This window comes from Streptomyces sp. NBC_01571, assembly GCF_026339875.1.
GTDB lineage: Bacteria > Actinomycetota > Actinomycetes > Streptomycetales > Streptomycetaceae > Streptomyces.
This window is the reverse complement of the sequence record NZ_JAPEPZ010000001.1, coordinates 3,592,356-3,611,462: the sequence shown is the minus strand read 5'-3', so window position 1 is coordinate 3,611,462 and position 19,107 is coordinate 3,592,356. Positions and strand designations below refer to the sequence as shown.

Below are 19,107 nucleotides of genomic sequence, written 5' to 3'. Positions count from 1 at the left end.
TCGCCGCTACGTCGCGGGGGAGCGGCAGGGCGGCCTGTGACAGCCATACAGCGTACGCGGCGGGTGTGACGGCGGGGTCACGGGGGGCTCATGTGTTGTTCACGGTGCGTTGACGCCGAGGGGAATGAGGGAGCGCGGGGGGACTACCCGGGTGGCGCCGGGACGAGCATCCGGGGGGCCACAGGGGCGGTGCCCGCCTCCTTCTCGGCCGTCGCGGCACGCAGCGCCGCCCGCGCCACCGCGTCGGCGTCCGACAGCGTGACCGAGTCCACCCCTGGTCTGGCGCCGGCCGCGGTCACCCAGTGCACGCCCTCCGTGGGCACCCCGAAGGCGAACCGCCGTGTGTGCGCGTGGCCTTGACGATCCATCAGGCGGTACGGGCGCCGTGTCACGTCCAGCCCCCCGGTCTCGTAACCGTCACTCGTGTGCGGGCGGCACTGACCCGTCTTCAGCAGCCGGGCGAGCAGTTCGTCGGCCGTCCGCCTTAGGTCCGGTTCCGGAAGCCGTGCCTCTATGAGCGTGGTCGCGCGTACGGCCGAGCCCGGTACGTCCGGGGAGTGCGCGATCCAGGCCCCGTCCTCGGCCCGCACGTCGAACCGTGGGCCGAGGACGTCCAGGACGCCCGCCTCGATCAGCGCGGTCATCTCCTCGACGCGTCTGCGGGGCGGCCCGATGGACAGGAAGGCGTTCAGCGGTGTGTACCAGCGGTCCAGGTGTTCCCGGCGCGACCCGCCCCGCAGACCGCCGTGGTCGACGATCAGCCGCACCTCGTTGCGCAGGTCCCGCAGCACGTCCAGGGCGGCCTTCAGGGGGCCCTCGACATTCCCGAGCGCGGCCTGCGCGGCATCCCTGCGCAGATGGGCGAGCAGCCAGCCGCGCCACTCGCCGGCGTCGGCGAACGTATGCCCGTTGTACGGACGCGACATGCGGTCCCAGGACCAGCGGTCGGCCTCCGGCACACCGAACTCGTCGAGCAGCGCGGCCTCTTGAGGATCGCCGTGGGGTACGGCGAGGAAGCGTTCCCGGAACTCCCGCGGCCCGCCGCGAAGCCTCCCGCGCCCTCTCAACAGCCCCTCGTAGTAGACGGTTTCGACCTCCTTCGCCACCAGCGGCCATATCTCGCCCAGGAAGTCCGGTGCCTCGCCCGAGTCGGCGCGTCCGCGGAAGCGGCCCACGGTCTCGGGGGTGAGGACGAGCGGGGTGTGACGGCCGTACGGCCCCTTCGCGTTGTCGCCGCGGGCCTGGTAGGGGACACCGCGGCGGGAGCCCGCGTACAGACGGGGCTCCCGGCCCGAGGGGTGGTACCGCAGGCCCCGGCGGGACCGGGTGAAGCGGCCGCCGCGGCCCGCCGTCAGCAGTGCCATGTGGTCGAAGAAGTTGAGGCCGAGCCCACGCAGCAGGACGGGCTCGCCGGGGGCGAGGGCGGAGAGATCGACGTCGGCCGGATTGGCGGGCGGGACGTGCCGCAGACCGTGCCGTTGTGCGTACGAGGCGAGGTCGCGCAGGCCGCGGTCCGCGGACACCGGCAGATGGCCCTGGGCGAGCACGACCGCGGACAGCTCGGGCAGGGCGCGCCCGTCGTCGAGGGTGAGGGTCTGGAGGCCGCCGGGGCCGTCGTCGAGCCGTACCGCACGCGCCCGGTGCGTCCGGACGCGGACGGTGTCCGGCGCCTCCCGTACCACCTCGGCGAACACCCACTCCAGATAGCGGCCGTAGTGGGCACGGGTCGGGTATTCGTCCGGGCCGAGGTCGCCGCCGGCCCAGGTGTGCAGGCTCGGCCCGGTGCGGATCGGGCCCGAGCAGGCCACGCTGTCGTCGGTGAAGAGGGTCACCTGTGAGGCCACGGTGTTCATCAGCAGGTGCGGGGACTGCGTGGTGCGCCAGACGCGGCCGGGCCCGGGCGGCGCCGGGTCGACGACGTGGACGGTCAGTCTGGTGTCCGGCGGCAGGAGTTCCGGCGCGGAGGCGCAGAGGCGTTCGAGGACGCTCGTACCCCGCGGTCCGGCGCCCACCACGGCGACGGCGACCTCGGTCGGCTCGGCGGGCCCTGCGGATTCCGCGGTCGGTGCAGACAAGAGTGTGACTCCCGGACATGGTGGGGCGCATGGCGGCGAACTGCCCGCTGGAAGCGGACGGTCCGCCTCATCATGCCGTCGTGGGGCACGGGAGCCGAGCCCCGGGCGGCTGGAAGGCCGCCGGCTGTGTGATGCGTCACGAGCATCACGGGCGACGCGCGCGACAACCGTATACACCGCCTGCAAAGGGCGGTTGCGGATGACTGCGGACGTCCAGGACGGACGAGGTGAATTCCTCCGTAAGCCGCGAACTCACGGCCTCCCGAACCCGCGGCCCCCGGGACTCGGTGTCCCCCGGGCCCGCGGCTTCCCGAACCCGCGCTCCCGAACCCGCGGTCTCCCGAACCCGCGGTCTCCCGAACCCCCGGTCTCCCGAACCCGCGGGCCCCCGACCTCACGGACTCAGCTCGGACTCCACGACCGTCCGCAGCCGGGCGCCCTCGCGCCCGCCCCTCCGCCCGGCCCGCGCGTGCTCCAGCCGCAGCCGGGAGGAACGGCCGTGCAGGGTCAGGGTCATGAGCTGGTTGCCGAACCAGGGCCCGCCCGTCCTGCGCCAGCTGACGGCGGGGCGCGCGCAGTTGCCGTGCCGAGCCAGACGGCGGCCTATCGCCCGGCCCAGCGCGCTCCACCCGAAGCGGAATCCGAGCCGCATGTACGGCGGTATGGAGTTGTGGACGGGGGAGCAGGTCAGTTGCAGCACGCGGGCGTCGGGACCGGAGGTGCCCTCGGGCCACGAGGGTTCGGCGACGTAGGCGTGGTGGACGTCTCCCGACAGCACGCACACGGTGGCCGGCGCGTCCGGACCCGAACCGGCCTCGGCGACCAGCCCGGCCAGCGCGTCGAAGGAGGCCGGGAAGGCCGCCCAGTGCTCCAGGTCGGCCCCGCGGCGCAGCTTCTCCCCGAACCTGGCCCAGCGCGTGCCCCGCTCGCCCCGGCACAGCGCGGCGTCCCACGCCTCGGCCTCGTGCACCAGGTGGGGGAGGAGCCAGGGCAGCGAGGTCCCGATCAGGAGGTGGTCGTACGAGCCCGGGGCGTCCAGTGCCTGCTCGCGCAGCCACCGGGCCTCGCCCGGATCCAGCATCGCCCGCTCGTGCTCGGCCAGCACCCGGGCCGCCCGGGTGTCCACCATCAGCACCCGGACGCGGCCGAAGTCGCGGCGGTAGCTCCAGCGCACGGAGGCGGGGTCGGCGTCGGACTGGGCGGCGAAGCCGCGGAGCACGTCCGTGCCGTCGGGGGTCTCGCGGACGGCGGCGTAGAGGGGGTCCTCGGCCAGTTCGCGCGGCGAGAGGTTGCCGAGGTGCTGGTGGACCCAGTACGACATCAGTCCGCTCAGCAGCCGCTCGCGCCACCACCCCGTGGCCCGGATGTCGGCGACCCACGCGGCGCTGGTGTTCCAGTCGTCGATGACGTCGTGGTCGTCGAAGATCATGCAGCTGGGCACGGTCGACAGCAGCCAGCGGACCTCGGGGTCGAGCCAGGATTCGTAGTAGAGGCGGGTGTACTCCTCGTAGTCCGCGACCTGGCTGCCCGGGGGGTCCGCGAGGCTGCGGCGGGCGGCGAGCCACGCGCGGGTCGCGTCGGAGACCTCGTCCGCGTACACCTGGTCGCCCAACAGCAGCAGGACGTCGGGGCGTTCGCCGTCCGGTGCGGCGGCGATACGTCGCGCGAGGGTGTCCAGGGCGTCGGGACCCACCGGGTCCTTCTCGTCGGCGGGGGGAGCCGCCCAGCGGCAGGAACCGAAGGTGACCCGGACCGCGTCCTGTCCGTCCGGGGTGCGGACGACCGAGGGCGGCAAGGCCGAGTCGGGCAGCGGCCAGACGCAGACGTCGTCCAGCAGTACCTCGTACGCGGACACCGTGCCCGGTGTCAGTCCGTCCACCGGCACCAACGCGTAGTGGTGCCCGGCGACCTGGAACGTGCGCGCCTCGCCGCGGGCGCCGCCCGCGCAGCGCACCTCGGCGGTGCACGGACGGCTCGCCTCGACCCAGAAGGTCGCGGACGACCCGTCGACGTACCTCAACAGCGGCCCCAGGAGCAGCTCCGCCATGGTGATCACCCTCCTCCGTCGCCCCGTACGGTACGGAACGACGGAGGGGAGCGGGGAGGTTCCGGGAAGCGCGCCGGTTTCGGTGGTGGGGGACGGCGCTGGTTCAGCAGCCGCTGAGGACGGAGCTCAGCTTGGCCTTCTCGGCGGAGTCGACGGCGAGGTTGTAGTAGTACTTCACCTGGACCCAGGCGCGGACGTAGGTGCAGGCGTACGAGCTGAGCGGGGGCATCCACTCGGCCGGGTCCTGGTCGCTCTTCTGCTGGTTGACGTTGTCCGTGACGGCGATGAGCTGCGGGCGGGTCACGTCGTTGGCGAAGGCCTGACGCTGCGCGGTGGTCCAGGCGCTGGCGCCGGAGTCCCAGGCCTCGGCCAGCGGCACGAGGTGGTCGATGTCCAGGTCGGAGGCGGCGGTCCAGGTGGCGCCGTCGTAGACGGAGTACCAACTGCCGCTGGTGGCCGTGCAGGCGGAGTTGGTGACGACGTTCGAGCCGTCGCGCTTGATGACGTACTCACGGGTGTTGCAGGCGCCGCTGATGGTGATCCAGGTGGGGAACAGGTCGCGGTTGTAGCCGGTCCGGTTCTCGGTCTTCACCGAGAGGGAGGCGAGGTAGGTGCGGGCGGTGGCGGCGCTGACCGGGGTGGGCAGGGCGGCGGAGGCGTTGGGGCCGGTGAATATCCCGGCCATGGCTATCAGACCGGTGAAGGCTGCGAGTATGCTCAGCCGTCGACGCGCGTAGACCTTCGGCATGCGAACTCCCTTGGGGTGGGGGGACGTTGGAGCGAGCGGGCTCATGCTTGCGCCGGCTCGTTTCCGGGAGGGGTGCATCAGGTTAGAAGCTAGTGACGTGCTCATGACATGCCAAGACCTGTGACATCACGGATCGCGTCCTTCCCGGCCATGGGACCTTCGGCCCTTACCCGCCCTTTCCGGCGTCCCGTACAGTGGTCGGCGCAGAAGGGGAGTAGCTCTTCGCCGGACCGTCGACATACTGCTCAGCTCGTCTGAGCCGGCGCCCGGAGGCAGGCCCCGACCGCGACCCACCGGGTCCGCGGAGGCCGGCCGGCGAGACCTTCGGCCATGCAGTGCACCGCCCGCGCGTCCTCGTACGCGGGGGCACCGATGTGTGCTGCCGTGCCGAGGTGTCGCGCAGCAGTCACAGCACTCTCGGTGGGGCGGCCCCGACCGATTGAGGAATGTTGATCAGCATCACCGTGATGGCGCTCGTCTTCGGTGTCGTCTTCCTTGCCGAACTGCCGGACAAGACCGCGCTCGCCGGGCTCGTCCTGGGCACCCGCTACCGCGCCTCGTACGTCTTCGCGGGCGTCGCCGCCGCCTTCGCCGTGCATGTCGCGCTCGCCGTCGCGGCGGGCAGCGTGCTGACCCTGCTGCCGCAGCAGATCGTGCACGCGCTCACGGGCGTGCTCTTCCTCGCCGGCGCGGCCGTGCTGCTCCTGAAGAAGGGCGAGGACGACGAGGAGATCCGCAAGCCGGAGAACCAGACCTTCTGGAAGGTCTCGGGGGCGGGTTTCATGCTCATCCTGGTCGCCGAGTTCGGTGACCTCACGCAGATCATGACGGCGAACCTCGCGGCCCGCTACGACGCCCCGCTCTCCGTCGGTCTCGGCGCGGTGCTCGCGCTGTGGGCGGTGGGCGCGCTCGGCATCGTCGGCGGAAAGGCGCTGATGAAGCGGGTGCCGCTGGAACTGGTCACCAAGGTCGCCGCGGTGCTGATGCTGGGGCTCGGGGCGTGGAGCCTGTACGAGGCGGTCGCGGGCTGAGCCGACCGGAGCGGCAGGGTCCCGGCGGAAGCGGTGGCGCCGGAGCCGTCCATTTTGTATCGTAGGGAAACAAAGTGGCTCCCGCCCGCACTCCCTGACCGGCGGGCGGGGCCGCCTTGTCCCCCCGGGGGGACCCGCGCCGAGCCTCGGACCGGCCGTCCCCGTTCCCTTCCCTTCCCTCGCGTTCTCCCCCGCGTTCTGGAGCCTGCCGATGACGGCCACCACCGTTCTGACCGCCCGCGCCCTCCTGCTCGACATGGACGGCACCCTCGTCAACTCGGACGTCGTCGTCGAGCGCTGCTGGCGCCGCTGGGCCGACCGGCACGGGCTGGACGGGGACGAGGTCATGAAGGTCGTCCACGGGCGGCAGGGGTACGCCTCGATGGCGGTACTGCTGCCGAACCGGCCCATGGAGCAGAACCACGCCGACAACGCGCGGATGCTCGCCGAGGAGACCGCCGACATGGACGGCGTGGTCGCCGTCCCCGGTGCCGAGGAGTTCCTGGCCTCCCTCGCCGGGCTGCCGCACGCGCTCGTCACCTCGGCGGACGTGGGGCTGTCCAGCGCGCGGATGGCCGCCGCCGGGCTCGGGCTGCCCGACGTGCGGGTGACCGCCGAGTCCGTCGGGGCGAGTAAGCCGGACCCCGAGGGCTTCCTGAAGGGCGCCGCCGAGCTGGGCGTCGCGCCCGAGGACTGTGTCGTCTTCGAGGACTCCGGTGCGGGGATATCGGCCGGGCGGGCGGCCGGAATGCGGGTGGTCGGGGTCGGGCCGCGGGCCGGCTTCCACCGCCCCGACGTCCTCGTCCGCGACCTGACGCAGATACGCGTGGAACGTGTGAGCGACGGTTCCCTGCGCCTGCACATCAGCTGACCCGGGCCCTTTTTCCCGCCGCCCTACCCTTCCCGTCCCAGGGGGCTCCGCCCCCGACTCCCCGACGGGGCTGCGCCCCGCACCCTGGCGGGGCCGAGGCCTGAGCGGCTCGGCTCAGACCGCGTTGATCGCCGATGGCGCGCGCTCCGCCCGAGCCAGAGCGCGCAGCAACGCTGCCTGGCCGTGCCGACGGGCCGCGAGTCTGGCCAGCAACGTCAGCACGGGATCGAATGCCGCGGCCGAGAGTTCCGGGGCGGCGATTCCCACGCTCACGGCCAGGTCGTCCATGTGAACGGCGAGCTCCATCATGCGCGTCACGAGGAAGTCGTCCAGGCTCAGAGCCCACCCGGTCTGGGGCATGAACACGACCAGGCCACCCCGGACCACCGGAAGGGCAGCCCGCTGTTCGGCAAGTGCCGCGTGGGCGCGCTCCAGCAGCACCCGGGCGCCCTCGGACGCGATGTCCTCACCCTTCGCCCGAATGCCGGCGTTCGCCTCACCGTCGAGTGGGGCATCGATCCACGCCGCGCGGGCGTAGTGCTCGAGAAGCGGGATCGGCACCTCCTGCGACGCGGGTTCCCGCACGGCTGGAGCAACGCTGAAGACCTGGTACGCGAGGTGACCGGCCAGGCCGCCGACCGTCATGTCCGTCAACGCGCTGGGCTTCGCCCAGGAAGCTGCGACTTCCGGCGCACCCAGCAACGTCACCGCCTGAGCAGCCGTATCCAGGTACGCGCCCGTGAGACTCATCAGACCCCCCATGATCGACCGACCCCGGCACGCGGGCGGCCGGGCAACTGAGCGATACAGCCCATGGGAAGTCACCCCGCCCGAAACCCGCATCCCGGTTCGCCAAGAACTCCACCGCCCCGACAGATTCTCCCCAGAACGCCCCTCAGAACCCTGCAACCTGCCGCTTACCTCGTACCCCTGCCCCTGCCGCCCCCGGAGGAACCAGCCCCCCGCTACCGCTACCGCTACGGCTACCGGGTCGGGTCATTCGCAGGTCCGCTCCCGCAGTCGTTCGGCCTGCGGGAGGGGCCGGGGCGGTGCGTCGCAAGGGTGTCGCTTACGTTCGGATCGAGCCGCGGGTCGCTTGCCCGGCCCACGTCTGATCCGGCGGCGACACCCTCGACGTACCGCCCCGGCCCCGACCCACCACCCACCTGCTACGGCTCCCGCGTCTCCGCTTCGAGGCTCGCCCGGGTAGCCCTGCCGTACACGCCCTGTTCGTCGCTCCTGATGCCGCGGGCCCACTGGTAACGGCGTACGGCGTCCTCCACCTGACGGGAGTAGTTGCCGTCGGCCTTGCCGTTGAAGAGGTAGAGCTGGCGCAGACGCAGCTGGAGTTCTGTGACCTCCGGACCCCTGTCGCCGCGCCGCAGGGTCGCAGACAACTGCCCGTTCGAGGGCGAGGTCCCCTGTCCGGGCGCCGCCGAGCCGGTCGCCGCGGGGCTCTCGGCGGACTGCGACGGCCCGGGCGACCGGGACGGCGAAGCCGATGAGGACGGCGAGGCCGACGCGGTCGAGGCCGACGCGGAGGGCGACGGGCTGGTGCTGGACGGCGCCACCGCCACCGCCGATCGTGACGATCGCGGCGCGGACGCCGAAGCCGAGGCGGACGTCGGCGACGGATCGGGCACGCTCGCCCTCACCTCGTCCGGCAGCGCCCCGTCCCGCGCCGGAGCGTCGTACGAGAAGAGCCCACTCACCAACCCCGCCGCCGTGACAGCCACGACCACACCGGCAGCGGCCAGCAGCGCGGCCCGCCGACGCCGCCCCGACTTGTCCGACGCGGCGACACGATCCGCGTCCATCTCGCCCCCGCCACCGGCACCCGCACCGGTACTCGTACCGGCACCCCCACCCGGCATCCCGTGCCCGACCCGGAAGAGCGCCACCGTGTCCTCGGCCGGCACCCGCCCCAACCGCATCGTCCGAGCCGAAGCGTCCTCGTCGCCGCCCCGGCCTCCGCCTCCGCCCTCGCCCCCGGCGTCGGAGGGCTCACCGCCCCCACCGCTCACGCCCAGTTCCACGTACGGACGTATCCGCAGCGGATCGAAGTCCTCCGCCGCGGCCGCCTCCGCCGTACGGGCGTCCCGCAGGGCGTCGGACGCGCGTAGCGTGCAGGCGCAGGACGGCGTCCCGTCCCCCGCCCGGGGCACGGCACACTCCGGGCAGACATGCCCGTTCGGATCAGTCACGCCTTGGGTTCCCTCCCCTGAAGATCCCCCGCTGAGTTCCCGAGGCTATCCAGACGCCCCCCGCCCTCTTCCGGGAGCCCCCGGAACATCTCCCTCCGGCTCGACAGGCCGCAAACGGACATAACGACCACGATGGAGGGTGACCGAGATCCTCGGGGGCCATGGGAGGTGCGAATGACGGGCGAGATACCCGGCGACGTACAGGGCGACAAGCAGGGAGACGCGCAGCGAGACCCGTACGGCGACCCGCGCGGCGCGAACGCCGACACACCCCCGTACGCCGTGAACGAGTCCGCCGAACGAAGGCGCTCCGCGGCCGCCGCCGACGCCCAGGAGACGGTCCACGCCGGCGTGGTCGTCTCGATCGGCGCACTGCTGCTCGGCATGTTGCTGGCTGCCCTGGACCAGACGATCGTGTCGACCGCGCTGCCCACCATCGTCAGCGACCTGGGCGGTCTGGAGCACCTGTCCTGGGTGGTCACCGCCTATCTGCTGGCCTCGACCGCGGCGACCCCGCTGTGGGGCAAGCTCGGCGACCAGTACGGCCGCAAGAAACTCTTCCAGACCGCGATCGTGATCTTCCTGATCGGCTCCGCACTGTGCGGCATGGCACAGAACATGGGCGAGCTGATCGGCTTCCGGGCCCTGCAGGGCCTGGGCGGCGGCGGCCTGATGGTGCTGTCCATGGCGATCGTCGGCGACATCGTCTCGCCCCGGGATCGGGGCAAGTACCAGGGCCTGTTCGGCGCCGTGTTCGGCGCGACGAGCGTGCTCGGCCCGCTGCTCGGCGGACTCTTCACCGAGCAGCTCAGCTGGCGCTGGGTCTTCTACATCAACCTCCCCGTCGGCGCCGTCGCGCTCGTCGTGATCGCGGCCGTCCTGCACGTCCCCGGCAAGGCCGCCAAGCACGTCATCGACTACCTCGGCACCTTTCTCATCGCCGCGGTCGCCACCTGCCTGGTCCTGGTCGCCTCGCTCGGCGGCACCACCTGGAGCTGGGGATCGCCGCAGGTCATCGGCCTCGCCGCGCTCGGAGTGGCCCTCGCCGTGGCCTTCGTGGCCGTGGAGCGGCGCGCGGCCGAACCCGTCCTGCCGCTGAAACTGTTCCGCATCCGGACCTTCACCCTCTCCGCGGTGATCAGTTTCATCGTCGGCTTCGCGATGTTCGGGGCGATGACCTATCTGCCGACGTTCCTGCAGGTCGTCCAGCGCGTGTCGCCCACGCTGTCGGGCGTGCACATGCTGCCCATGGTGTTCGGGCTGCTGATCTCGTCCACGGTCTCCGGCCAGATCGTCAGCCGCACCGGCCGCTGGAAGGTGTTCCCCGTCGCCGGCACCGGCATCACCACCATCGGCCTGCTCCTGCTCCACCAGCTCGACGAGCACAGCAGCGCCGGCCGCATGAGCGCGTACTTCTTCGTCTTCGGCCTGGGTCTCGGCCTGGTGATGCAGGTGCTGGTCCTGATCGTGCAGAACGCGGTCTCGTACGAGGATCTGGGCGTCGCCACCTCCGGCGCGACCTTCTTCCGCTCCATCGGCGCCTCGTTCGGCGTGGCGATCTTCGGCACGGTCTTCGCGAGCCGCCTCGGCGACAAACTCACGGCCGCGCTGAGCGGACGGCAGCTGCCGCCCGGCATCTCTCCGGACAGCCTCAAGGCCGACCCGAAGGGCATCCCCGGCCTGCCGCCCACGCTGCGCCAGCCCATCCTGCACGCGTTCGCCTCGTCGATCACCGACGTCTTCCTGTACGCGGCCCCGGTCGCCCTGCTCGGCTTCGTACTGGCCTGGTTCCTGCGCGAGGACACGTTGCGGGGGTCGGTCACGGCGCCGGACCTCACCGAGACGCTCGCCACCAATCCGGTGGAGCGGTCGTCGTACGACGAGGTGTGCCGCGCGCTGTCGGTGCTGGGCACCCGGGAGGGGCGGCGTGCGGTCTACGAGAAGATCACCGCGCGGGCCGGATACGACCTGCTGCCCGCCGCGAGCTGGCTGCTGCTGCGGATCAAGAAGTACGGCTGGGCCGAGCCGGCGCAGCTGGCCGAGGGCAGCACCGTACCGCTGCCCGTGGTGCTCGCCGCGGCCCGTCAGCTGGAGGTGCGCCGCCTCGTCGACCGCGAGGGTCTCGACCTCGTGCTCACCGACGAGGGCCGTGAGGCCGCCGGGAACCTGGCGAAGGCCCGTGAGGAGTCCCTCGCCGAGCTGCTGGGTGACTGGTGGGGTCCGGACCGGCCGACGGACCTGGTCAGGCTGGTCGAGGAGCTGAACGCGGAGATGTCGGGCTCCGACGCGGAGCGCCCGCACGACGGTTCGGTGCCGCGACCCCAGGGGCCGATGACCTGACCCGTCCCTGTGGGAGTCACAGATGAACGCCTCGGACGAACTCCTTCGAAGCACCGACCCGGCGGCTCTGGTGACGATGGACGGTGCCGTCCGCAGCCTCAACGCCGCGATGGCCACGGCGTTGGGCAGGCCGGCCGAGCAGTGCCGGGGAGGTGACTTCGCCGATCTGCGGGGGGAGCAGTGCCGGGGACGTGACTTCGGTGATCTGTGGCCCGCCAACCAGCGGATGTCGGCCGAGAGCCTCGTGCTCCACGCCGCCAGGACGAACACGGTCGCCATGCAGGTGCTGGACTTCCCCGCGCAGGGCGGAGCGGCACCCGTCGCCTGCCTGGTCGAGGCGCGGCCGGTGAAGGATCCCACCGGTGACGAACAGCTGGTCTGGGTGCACGCACTGGATGCGCGGAACGACCTTGCGAGCCTGCTGATCCCGTTCCGGATGGCGACCAAGGCCGCCGATCTGGGCCTGTGGATGTATTCGTCCCGGGACCGCTGTCTGGAGTGGCTCGGTGGCGCACCCGCCGTGGCCGCGCTCTTCCCGGATCCCACCGCGTCCCTTTCCGCGGTGATCTCGGCGGTGCACTCTGCCGACAGGGAGGGACTGCGGCAGCTCCTGCGCTCGACCTCCGCCCAGTCCCCCTGGGTGGGGGTGCGGTACCTCACCCAGCACGACGGCTGGCACCAGCTGGCAGCTCAGACGCGTCGGATCCAGTTGGGGTACGGCGGCCCCGAACGGATCTTCGGGGTGGTTCGTGACGAGACCAAGCAGGTGAAGCGCAGGAAAAAGGTGCAGGCTGCACTGACCGCCGAGCGACAGCGTGCCAAGGACGTCGCCGACTTCTCCTCGGCCCTGATCACCGCGGCCACCGAGCAGGAGCTGGAGCAGATCGCCCTGACCCGGCTCGCCGCCACCTTCGGTGCCACCGGCGCCCTGCTCGCACTCGTCGACGAAGGCCGCCTGCGCGTCTCCACCGACGGCGGGATAGCCATGTGGGAGGTCGAGGCGATGCACGGCCTGCCGCTGGACCATCCGAGCCCGGTTCCGGAGGCGATCCGCACCGGCAGCCCACAGTTCATCCCCAGCCGACGGGACTACGTCCACCGCTGGCCGCACGGGACCGAGTTTCCTCAGCTCGCCCGGCTGGGCTCCGACTACGCCGTCTCCATCACCCCCCTCAGCGAGACGGGCGATCAGCCACTCGGCGCGTGGCTGGTCACCCACGGCAGCGGATACCGGCCGTCCGTGGACGAAATAACCCTCATGGGTACCCTGGCCGACCTCGCGGGCCAGGCACTGAGGCGCATCAGGTCGCAGGAGGCACGAGTCGAGCTGGCCACCGCGTTGCAGAAGACCTTGCTCCCCACGCTGCCCGAGCACCTCCCGGCCCTGGAGGTCGCCGCCCGGTACCGGCCGAGCCGGCACGGGCTGGACATCGGCGGAGACTGGTACGACGCCTTCGTCCTGCCCGACGGCGCGGTCGCCCTGGAGATCGGCGACGCCCAGGGGCACGACGTGGACGCCGCCGCGGCCATGGGACAGGTGCGCGCCTCCATGCGTGCGATCGCCGCCCGCGAACCGGATCCGGCGGCCGTGCTGACGCGCACCAACGAACTTCTCGTCACGATGGACGCGGCACGCTTCGCCAGCTGCACCATGTTGCACATCGACCCGAGCGACGGACGGGTCACCGGCGCCAGCGCCGGCCACGTGCCGGTGCTCAGCGTGCACGGGGACGGCAGCCACAGCGTCCGCGAGTTGCCCGGGGGGCCGGTCCTCGGAGTCCTGCCCGACATCGAGTACCGCGAGGGGACTTTCGCCCTGGACGAGGACAGCGCGCTGGTCATGGTCACCGACGGCCTGGTCGAGGGCCCGGGCCTCACGTTGGAAGCCGGCCTGGAACGAGCCGGAACACTGGCCGCCCAAGCTCTCCGGGACGGGCTGAACGCCGAGGAGACCGCCGACCGCATCCTCGACGCCGCGGTCGCGGTGGACCACATCGACGACGTGGCCGTGCTGGTCGTCCGACGCGCATGACACCTGCCCGCCGCCCACTCGGGTCGCGACGCTGATCCCACGTCAGGCGGGGCCGTACGTCCGGGACTTGAGGGCTCGGGCGGCGCGCCGAGTACTACCGCGTCAGGATCGTCAGCCGCGGGTTGGTCCTGGCCACGCTGGGGACGAGGGGTACGACGCCGGGCTCGACGCCAACGACATGTTCGTCGTACTCGCACTGGGTGGCGAGGTCCATTCCTGGATGGGCGGCGGACACACCGGACCGGGCACCTTCAGGCTCGCGGGCGGCTGGACGGCCAAGGTCGGGAAGATCGGCGAGCTGCGGTACCGCGCGCAGATCCTCGGCAACGAGGGCGCGGTGGCCACGCCGGAGGCGAACCAGCACGACGTCGGGCTGGACGCCGACGGCGTGTACGTCGTGCTCAGCGCCGGCGGTGTGATCGGTTCCCACGGGTAAGCGCCTGTTCGGCCGCGAGACGGCCTCCTGCCGGGCCGGGCCGTCTCGCGGCCCACACGCGTCACCGTCCGACAGACGTACGTCGAGAGGACACGAGGAGGCGGGAGGACGCGAGGAGTTGGCCCCCTGCGGCGGGACAGCCGTGCGGGACCGGGCGCGGCCTGCCCCGTTTGAAGGCGTACTTCCGGGCAACCCGATCCGCGAACCGGCCCGTTGGGTCGAGAAACCCTGGAAGGCATCCATGTCCACAGGCGTCATCATCGCTCTGATCGTGATCGTGGCGGCCGTTGCCGTTGTCGCAGCCGCCCTGATCCTCCTCGCCCGCAGGCCGCAGGGCGGACGCACGTTGCGGCGGCGCTTCGGGCCCGAGTACGACCGGGCCGTCGCCCGGCACGACGGCGACGCCAGGGCCGCCGAACGTGACCTCGCCGAGCGCGTCAAGCGCCACGGCACGCTGCGGCAGCGGCCGTTGGAGGCGGCGGCCCGCGAGCAGTACACGGCGCGCTGGACGGCCGCCCAGGAACGCTTCGTCGACTCGCCGCAGGACGCGGTGGCCGAGGCGGACCGGCTGCTCGGCGAGGTGGCCGGTGAGCGCGGCTTCCCCGACGGCGAGCGCTACGAGGAGCGGCTGGAGGCCCTCTCGGTCCACCACGGACACCGTGTCCACGGCTACCGGCGGGTTCACGAGGCCACGCACAACCCCACCCCGGACGACCGAGCCGGCACGGAGGAACTCCGCGAGGCCATGATCGAGGCCCGCGCACTCTTCGAGGAACTGGTGTCCACGAAGCGCCAGGACACCGCCGCCGGCCGGCCGGACCCGGCTCCCGACAACCGATCCCGCACGCCGTGGGCGCTCACCAGGCGCCAGGTGAAGGGGAGTTGAGGAAGGTGAACGACATGACACCGGACGAAGCCAAGGACACGGCGACCCGCCGCGAGGTACTGAAGGGCGACACGGAGGCGACACCCGCCGCACGGACCCCGAGGGACGGGACCACCCCGCAGCACGAGACGACAGACCCGCAGCACGAGACGACAGGGAAGACCGAGGCCGAGAAGACCGAGGGCACGGCGGTACGAGGGGACGAGCGCAACCGTGGCCGCGAGGCCGCGGACACCCACCGCGACACCGCGGACCGGGCAGCCGGCCCCGGTGAGCGTGGCACGGCCGCGCGCACTCCCTTCCCCGCTCCCTCCCGTCAGACTGCGGCCCCGTCCGGCGCGACCGCGGACGATCACCGTGAGACACCGGACCGGGCCGCATCCACCACCGGCGAGCACGCCATGACGCCGCGCACACCGGTCCCCCTGGGCTCCCGTGAGGGCACCACCTCGCGTGAGGCGACCACCACACGTGAGTCCAAGGGCTCCCGTGGGACCGGGACCGGGACAGCGGCCGCGGCCGCCGGGCGCGCCGGAGACGGCTCCCGCGAGCCCGCCCGCACCGGCGCGCACGCCCCCGGCACGGCAGGTGAGAACGGCGCCGCCGGAGCGGACGACACCACGCTGCTGTCGCACGACGCGTGCGACAAGTTCGCGCTGCGGATGCGGCACGCGGTCGGCGGGTTCGTCGACGGTCCGCGGGCGTCCGTCGAGGAGGCCGACCATGTCCTCGAGGAGCTCACGGCGCAGTTCACGGACGCGATGGCCCGGCGTCGGCGCACGCTGCGCACGTCCTGGGAGCAGGCCGGTGCGGACGAGGCGTCCGACACCGAGCAGCTGCGCCTGGCCCTGCGGGACTACCGTGAGGTCACGGACCGCCTGCTGCACCTCTGAGCGGCACCGCACGGCGATCGTGAGGCCGCGTCCCGGACCATGTTCCGGGGCGCGGCCTCACGCGTCGACGGGGTCACCCGGCCCGGCGCTCGCGCCAGTCCCGGACGATCTCGTCCACGTCATAGGGCTTGAGGCCGAGGGGAGGCCCCGGCGGCGGCTTGAACATGACCTCGCGGATCTTGGCGTTGATGTCCTCGACGATCCGGCGCACGGCCCGTTCCGAGGGCGCCGCTGACGCCGCGGCGAGCGCGTCCTCGGCCTCCTTGCGCAGGGCCAGCGTCGGGGGCAGCACCGACAGGCCCTCACGGGCCATCTTCCGCTTGATCCACCACATTTCGTCGTACGACGTGTCGGTCACCTCGGGCAGCGGCTTTCCCGCGCCGGGGAGGTCCGTGAACTCACCGCGTGCCTCCGCCTCGCGGATCTGCCGGTCGACCCAGGACTCGAAGCTGACGCCGGGTGGCTTGCGCTCGGTCATACGTCCATTGTGCCGGAGGACGCCCGAGCGGACGATCGGGCGAATTATCATGCGGCGGCGGCGCGTCAACCACGCCCGGTACCAGGACGATTGAACCGGTGGGACGAATCACCGGCACGCGAAGGAGCGCACGTGCTCGAACTCACCATGGCCTCGGTCACCGGGGCGGACGCGGGTGCGACGGCCGGAATGCTGATGGCCGACGCACCGAGCGACCCCGGCGCCGTGCTGCGGGTGGGCCGGGACCGGACCGTGTGCCGGCTCGCCACCCCCGACGACTGGCTGTTCGTCTCCCGCGTCCACCTGGAGTTCCTGTGCGGTCCGGAGGGCTCCTGGCAGGTCACCTGGCTGCACGGTTCCCGGCCGGACCCCTCCTCCGAGGTCCGGCTGACCTTCGCCGGGATGCCTACCCAGTCCGTCGCGTACGGCGGGACGGCGCAGCTCCCCGCGGGCAGCTCCGGAGAGATCGTCATCTTCGACCGCACCGGCCCGCAGAGCGTGAACGTGGGCTTCTACCACGAGCGGTAGAGCCCGGGGAGCGGGACCGGTGCCCTAGTCGAGGACCCGGGCCAGCGCGAACCCGTCGTACCCCTTGCTGCCCACCGTCTGGATCGCCGTACCGCTCAACCTGGGGTGGGCGGCGATCAGTTCCAGCGCGGCCCGGGTGCCCCGCACGCTCGGGTCGGTGCTGCCGGCGTCGGCCACGTGACCGCCGCGCACGACGTTGTCGACGACGATCAGGCTGCCGGGGCGGGTGAGCTTGAGGGCCCACTCCACGTAGGGCGGGTTGTTCACCTTGTCCGCGTCGATGAAGACGAAGTCGAACGGCTCGGGGTTCTCCTCGGCCAGCTTCGGCAGCGACTCCAGCGCGGGACCCACCCGCACCTCCGCGATCCGGTCGAGGCCGGCGCGGGCGAGGTTGCGGCGGGCTACCTCGGCGTGGGTGGCGTCGTACTCGAAGGTCACCAGCCGGCCGTCGGCGGGCAGTGCGCGGCCCAGCCAGATCGTGCTGTAGCCGCCTAGGGTGCCGATCTCCAGGATGCGGCGCGCGCCCTGGATCCGGGCGAGGAGCTGGAGCAGCTTGCCCTGGTTCGGCGCGACGTTGATCTTCGGAAGCCCGGCGGCGTCACTGTCGCGCAGCGCGGCGGTCAGGGTCTCGTCGGCGGGGGCGAGGAGGGCGGTGAAGTAGTCGTCGACGTCGTTCCACAACTGCGACTCGCTCATGCACCATGCCTTTCGTATGCCTAGTTAGAAGCGCTAACTAGTTTCGCCGACGAATCTAGTCGCGCCGCCCGCGCTTGTCAGCCGCATGACGGAGTGATCCTCCGTGCGCGGGGGTGACACCGGCCGATCGGCGGAGACGGGTCAGGCGTCCGCCCCGGTGGCGCGGGGGGCGCCGGGTCCGGCGTCGGGCCGGGTGCCGGGTTCGACGGCCGGCGCGGAACCCGGCAGGGGCCGGCCCGCGGACTCGGACATGAACCACACCGCCACGCCGCCGATCACGGCCGCGGCCATCATGTAGTAGGCGGGCATCATCATGTTCCCGGTCGCCCCGATGAGCGCCGTGACCACCAGCGGCGTCGTGCCGCCGAAGAGCGAGAAGGACACGTTGAAGCCGATGGAGAGCGAGCCGTAGCGGACCTTCGTCGGGAACAGCGCGGGCAGGGCGGCCGGCATCGCGGAGGTGAAGCACACCAGCAGCAGACCCAGCGCGCCCATGCCGAGCGCGACCGCGAGCAGGCTGCCCTGGCGGATGAGCAGGATGGCCGGGACGGACAGCGCGAGGAACCCGGCGCATCCGGCGGCGATCACCGGGCGGCGGCCGATCCGGTCGGTCAGCGCGCCCGCGAAGGGCTGCACGATCATCATCAGCGCCATCACACCGAGGACGACCAGCAGGCCGTGCGTCTCGTCGTACTTCAGCTCGCTCGTCAGATAGCTCGGCATGTACGACAGCAGCATGTAGTCGGTGACGTTGAAGACCAGCACCAGGCCGACGCAGAGCAGCAGCGCGCGCCACTGGCCGGCGAGCATCACGCGCAGCGGCACCTTGGGGCGGTCCTTCTCCTTCTTCGAGGCCTTCTCCAGCTCCGCCGCGAACGCCGGGGTCTCCTCCAGGCGCATCCGCAGATACAGGCCGATGACGCCCATCGGGCCCGCGATCAGGAACGGCACGCGCCAGCCCCAGGCCAGCAGGTCCTCGGTGGACAGGAAGGCGGTCATGAGGGTGACCAGGCCCGCGCCGCCGATGTATCCGGCGAGCGTGCCGAACTCCAGCCAGCTCCCGAAGAAGCCGCGCTTCTTGTCGGGCGCGTACTCGGCGATGAAGGTGGAGGCGCCCGCGTACTCGCCGCCGGTGGAGAAGCCCTGCACCAGCCGGGCCGCGAGCAGCAGCAGGGGAGCGCCGACGCCGATCGTCGCGTACGACGGGATCAGACCGATCGCGAAGGTGCCCGCCGCCATCATGATCATGGTGAGCGCCAGGACCTTCTGGCGGCCGATGCGGTCGCCCAGCGGTCCGAAGACCATGCCGCCCAGCGGGCGGACCAGGAAGGCCGCCGCGAACGCGCCGAAGGTGGACAGCAGTTGCGCGGTGGGGTTGCCGGACGGGAAGAAGACCTTGCCCAGCGTCACCGCGATGTAGCTGTAGACACCGAAGTCGAACCACTCCATCGCGTTGCCGAGGGCGGCGGCCTTCACGGCGCGCTTCACCAGGGCGGGGTCGGTGACGGTGACCTCCGTCGGCGCGGGGGGCCGGAGCCGGACGGGAGGGACGGGAGCGACGGGAGCGACGGGAGTGACGGAGGGCAAGATTCCGCTCGCCTGCCTTTCGACGGGGACAAGGACGTGGTCCGCCCCGCGGGATGACCCGGGACAGACCAAAAAGCGACCATAGGGTCGCTCTCGTGCGTCACGTGCCGTGGCCGGTCTTGCGCGCAACGTGCGCAAACACCGTGTGCGCAGGGGCGACGGACCCGGCGGACGCCGGCTTCGAGTGGCCTGTCTGTGACCTTTGTCGCGGGTGAATGTGATCCATGTCGCGGACCGAGGGGGGAACCGAACCGA

The 19,107-nt window shown here is 72.0% G+C and carries 15 protein-coding genes and 1 pseudogene; 8 read left to right on the top strand and 8 right to left on the bottom strand.

Annotated elements, in window-relative coordinates:
* Window positions 1-143: 143 nt before the first annotated feature.
* The 3 genes from OHB41_RS16265 to OHB41_RS16255 form a co-directional block, all read right to left on the bottom strand.
* Window positions 144-2,075: an FAD/NAD(P)-binding protein gene (locus OHB41_RS16265; protein ID WP_266698912.1), complete on the bottom strand. Its 1,932-nt coding sequence runs from the start codon at window positions 2,073-2,075 to the stop codon at window positions 144-146.
* Between the two features lie 394 nt (window positions 2,076-2,469).
* Window positions 2,470-4,122 carry an alkaline phosphatase D family protein gene (locus OHB41_RS16260; RefSeq protein WP_266698910.1) on the bottom strand — a complete coding sequence of 551 codons (1,653 nt, stop codon included), beginning with the start codon at window positions 4,120-4,122 and terminating at the stop codon, window positions 2,470-2,472.
* A 103-nt stretch (window positions 4,123-4,225) separates the two neighbouring features.
* Complete coding sequence (locus OHB41_RS16255) at window positions 4,226-4,870, bottom strand: HNH endonuclease family protein (protein WP_266698909.1); 645 nt, start codon at window positions 4,868-4,870, stop codon at window positions 4,226-4,228.
* Between the two features lie 449 nt (window positions 4,871-5,319).
* Here OHB41_RS16255 and OHB41_RS16250 point away from each other — a divergent pair, with 449 nt between their 5' ends.
* Together OHB41_RS16250 and OHB41_RS16245 are read left to right on the top strand one after the other, a co-directional pair.
* The gene (locus OHB41_RS16250) at window positions 5,320-5,901 is read left to right on the top strand and encodes a TMEM165/GDT1 family protein (RefSeq protein ID WP_266705902.1); all 582 of its coding nucleotides are present in this window, start codon (window positions 5,320-5,322) and stop codon (window positions 5,899-5,901) included.
* Window positions 5,902-6,112: 211 nt separating this feature from the next.
* Window positions 6,113-6,772, top strand: coding sequence for an HAD family hydrolase (locus tag OHB41_RS16245; RefSeq protein WP_393083739.1), 660 nt, complete (start codon window positions 6,113-6,115; stop codon window positions 6,770-6,772).
* A gap of 114 nt (window positions 6,773-6,886) precedes the next feature.
* Here OHB41_RS16245 and OHB41_RS16240 read toward each other — a convergent pair whose 3' ends face one another.
* Together OHB41_RS16240 and OHB41_RS16235 are read right to left on the bottom strand one after the other, a co-directional pair.
* Window positions 6,887-7,522: a maleylpyruvate isomerase N-terminal domain-containing protein gene (locus tag OHB41_RS16240; protein ID WP_266698908.1), complete on the bottom strand. Its 636-nt coding sequence runs from the start codon at window positions 7,520-7,522 to the stop codon at window positions 6,887-6,889.
* Window positions 7,523-7,941: 419 nt separating this feature from the next.
* Window positions 7,942-8,976, bottom strand: a complete 1,035-nt coding sequence (locus tag OHB41_RS16235; RefSeq protein ID WP_266698906.1) for a peptidoglycan-binding domain-containing protein — start codon at window positions 8,974-8,976, stop codon at window positions 7,942-7,944.
* A gap of 174 nt (window positions 8,977-9,150) precedes the next feature.
* On the opposite strand from OHB41_RS16235, the gene OHB41_RS16230 reads away from it, so the two are divergent.
* From OHB41_RS16230 to OHB41_RS52625, 5 genes and pseudogenes are all read left to right on the top strand, one after another.
* Window positions 9,151-11,316 carry an MDR family MFS transporter gene (locus tag OHB41_RS16230; protein ID WP_266698905.1) on the top strand — a complete coding sequence of 722 codons (2,166 nt, stop codon included), beginning with the start codon at window positions 9,151-9,153 and terminating at the stop codon, window positions 11,314-11,316.
* 22 nt (window positions 11,317-11,338) lie between these two features.
* Window positions 11,339-13,348 (top strand): SpoIIE family protein phosphatase, encoded by a 2,010-nt coding sequence (locus OHB41_RS16225; RefSeq protein WP_266698904.1) that lies wholly within the window; start codon window positions 11,339-11,341, stop codon window positions 13,346-13,348.
* A 95-nt stretch (window positions 13,349-13,443) separates the two neighbouring features.
* Window positions 13,444-13,784: pseudogene (locus tag OHB41_RS16220) on the top strand (hypothetical protein); the annotation flags it as partial.
* Window positions 13,785-14,025: 241 nt separating this feature from the next.
* Complete coding sequence (locus OHB41_RS16215) at window positions 14,026-14,670, top strand: hypothetical protein (RefSeq protein WP_266698903.1); 645 nt, start codon at window positions 14,026-14,028, stop codon at window positions 14,668-14,670.
* 14 nt (window positions 14,671-14,684) lie between these two features.
* Entirely contained in the window at window positions 14,685-15,563 is an 879-nt protein-coding gene (locus tag OHB41_RS52625) for a hypothetical protein (RefSeq protein ID WP_526024917.1), read from the top strand.
* Window positions 15,564-15,636: 73 nt separating this feature from the next.
* On the opposite strand, the gene OHB41_RS16205 is transcribed toward OHB41_RS52625, so the two are convergent.
* A complete protein-coding gene (locus tag OHB41_RS16205; RefSeq protein WP_266698902.1) occupies window positions 15,637-16,041 on the bottom strand; it encodes a DnaJ family domain-containing protein in 405 nt (134 codons plus the stop codon).
* A 132-nt stretch (window positions 16,042-16,173) separates the two neighbouring features.
* Here OHB41_RS16205 and OHB41_RS16200 point away from each other — a divergent pair, with 132 nt between their 5' ends.
* On the top strand, window positions 16,174-16,569 hold the full coding sequence (locus tag OHB41_RS16200; protein ID WP_266698901.1) for a hypothetical protein: 396 nt from the start codon (window positions 16,174-16,176) through the stop codon (window positions 16,567-16,569).
* A 24-nt stretch (window positions 16,570-16,593) separates the two neighbouring features.
* Here the strand turns inward: OHB41_RS16200 and OHB41_RS16195 are convergent, their stop codons facing one another.
* Window positions 16,594-17,265 carry an O-methyltransferase gene (locus OHB41_RS16195; protein ID WP_266698900.1) on the bottom strand — a complete coding sequence of 224 codons (672 nt, stop codon included), beginning with the start codon at window positions 17,263-17,265 and terminating at the stop codon, window positions 16,594-16,596.
* Window positions 17,266-17,406: 141 nt separating this feature from the next.
* On the bottom strand, window positions 17,407-18,852 hold the full coding sequence (gene proP / locus OHB41_RS16190) for a glycine betaine/L-proline transporter ProP (RefSeq protein ID WP_323138377.1): 1,446 nt from the start codon (window positions 18,850-18,852) through the stop codon (window positions 17,407-17,409).
* Window positions 18,853-19,107 lie beyond the last annotated feature (255 nt).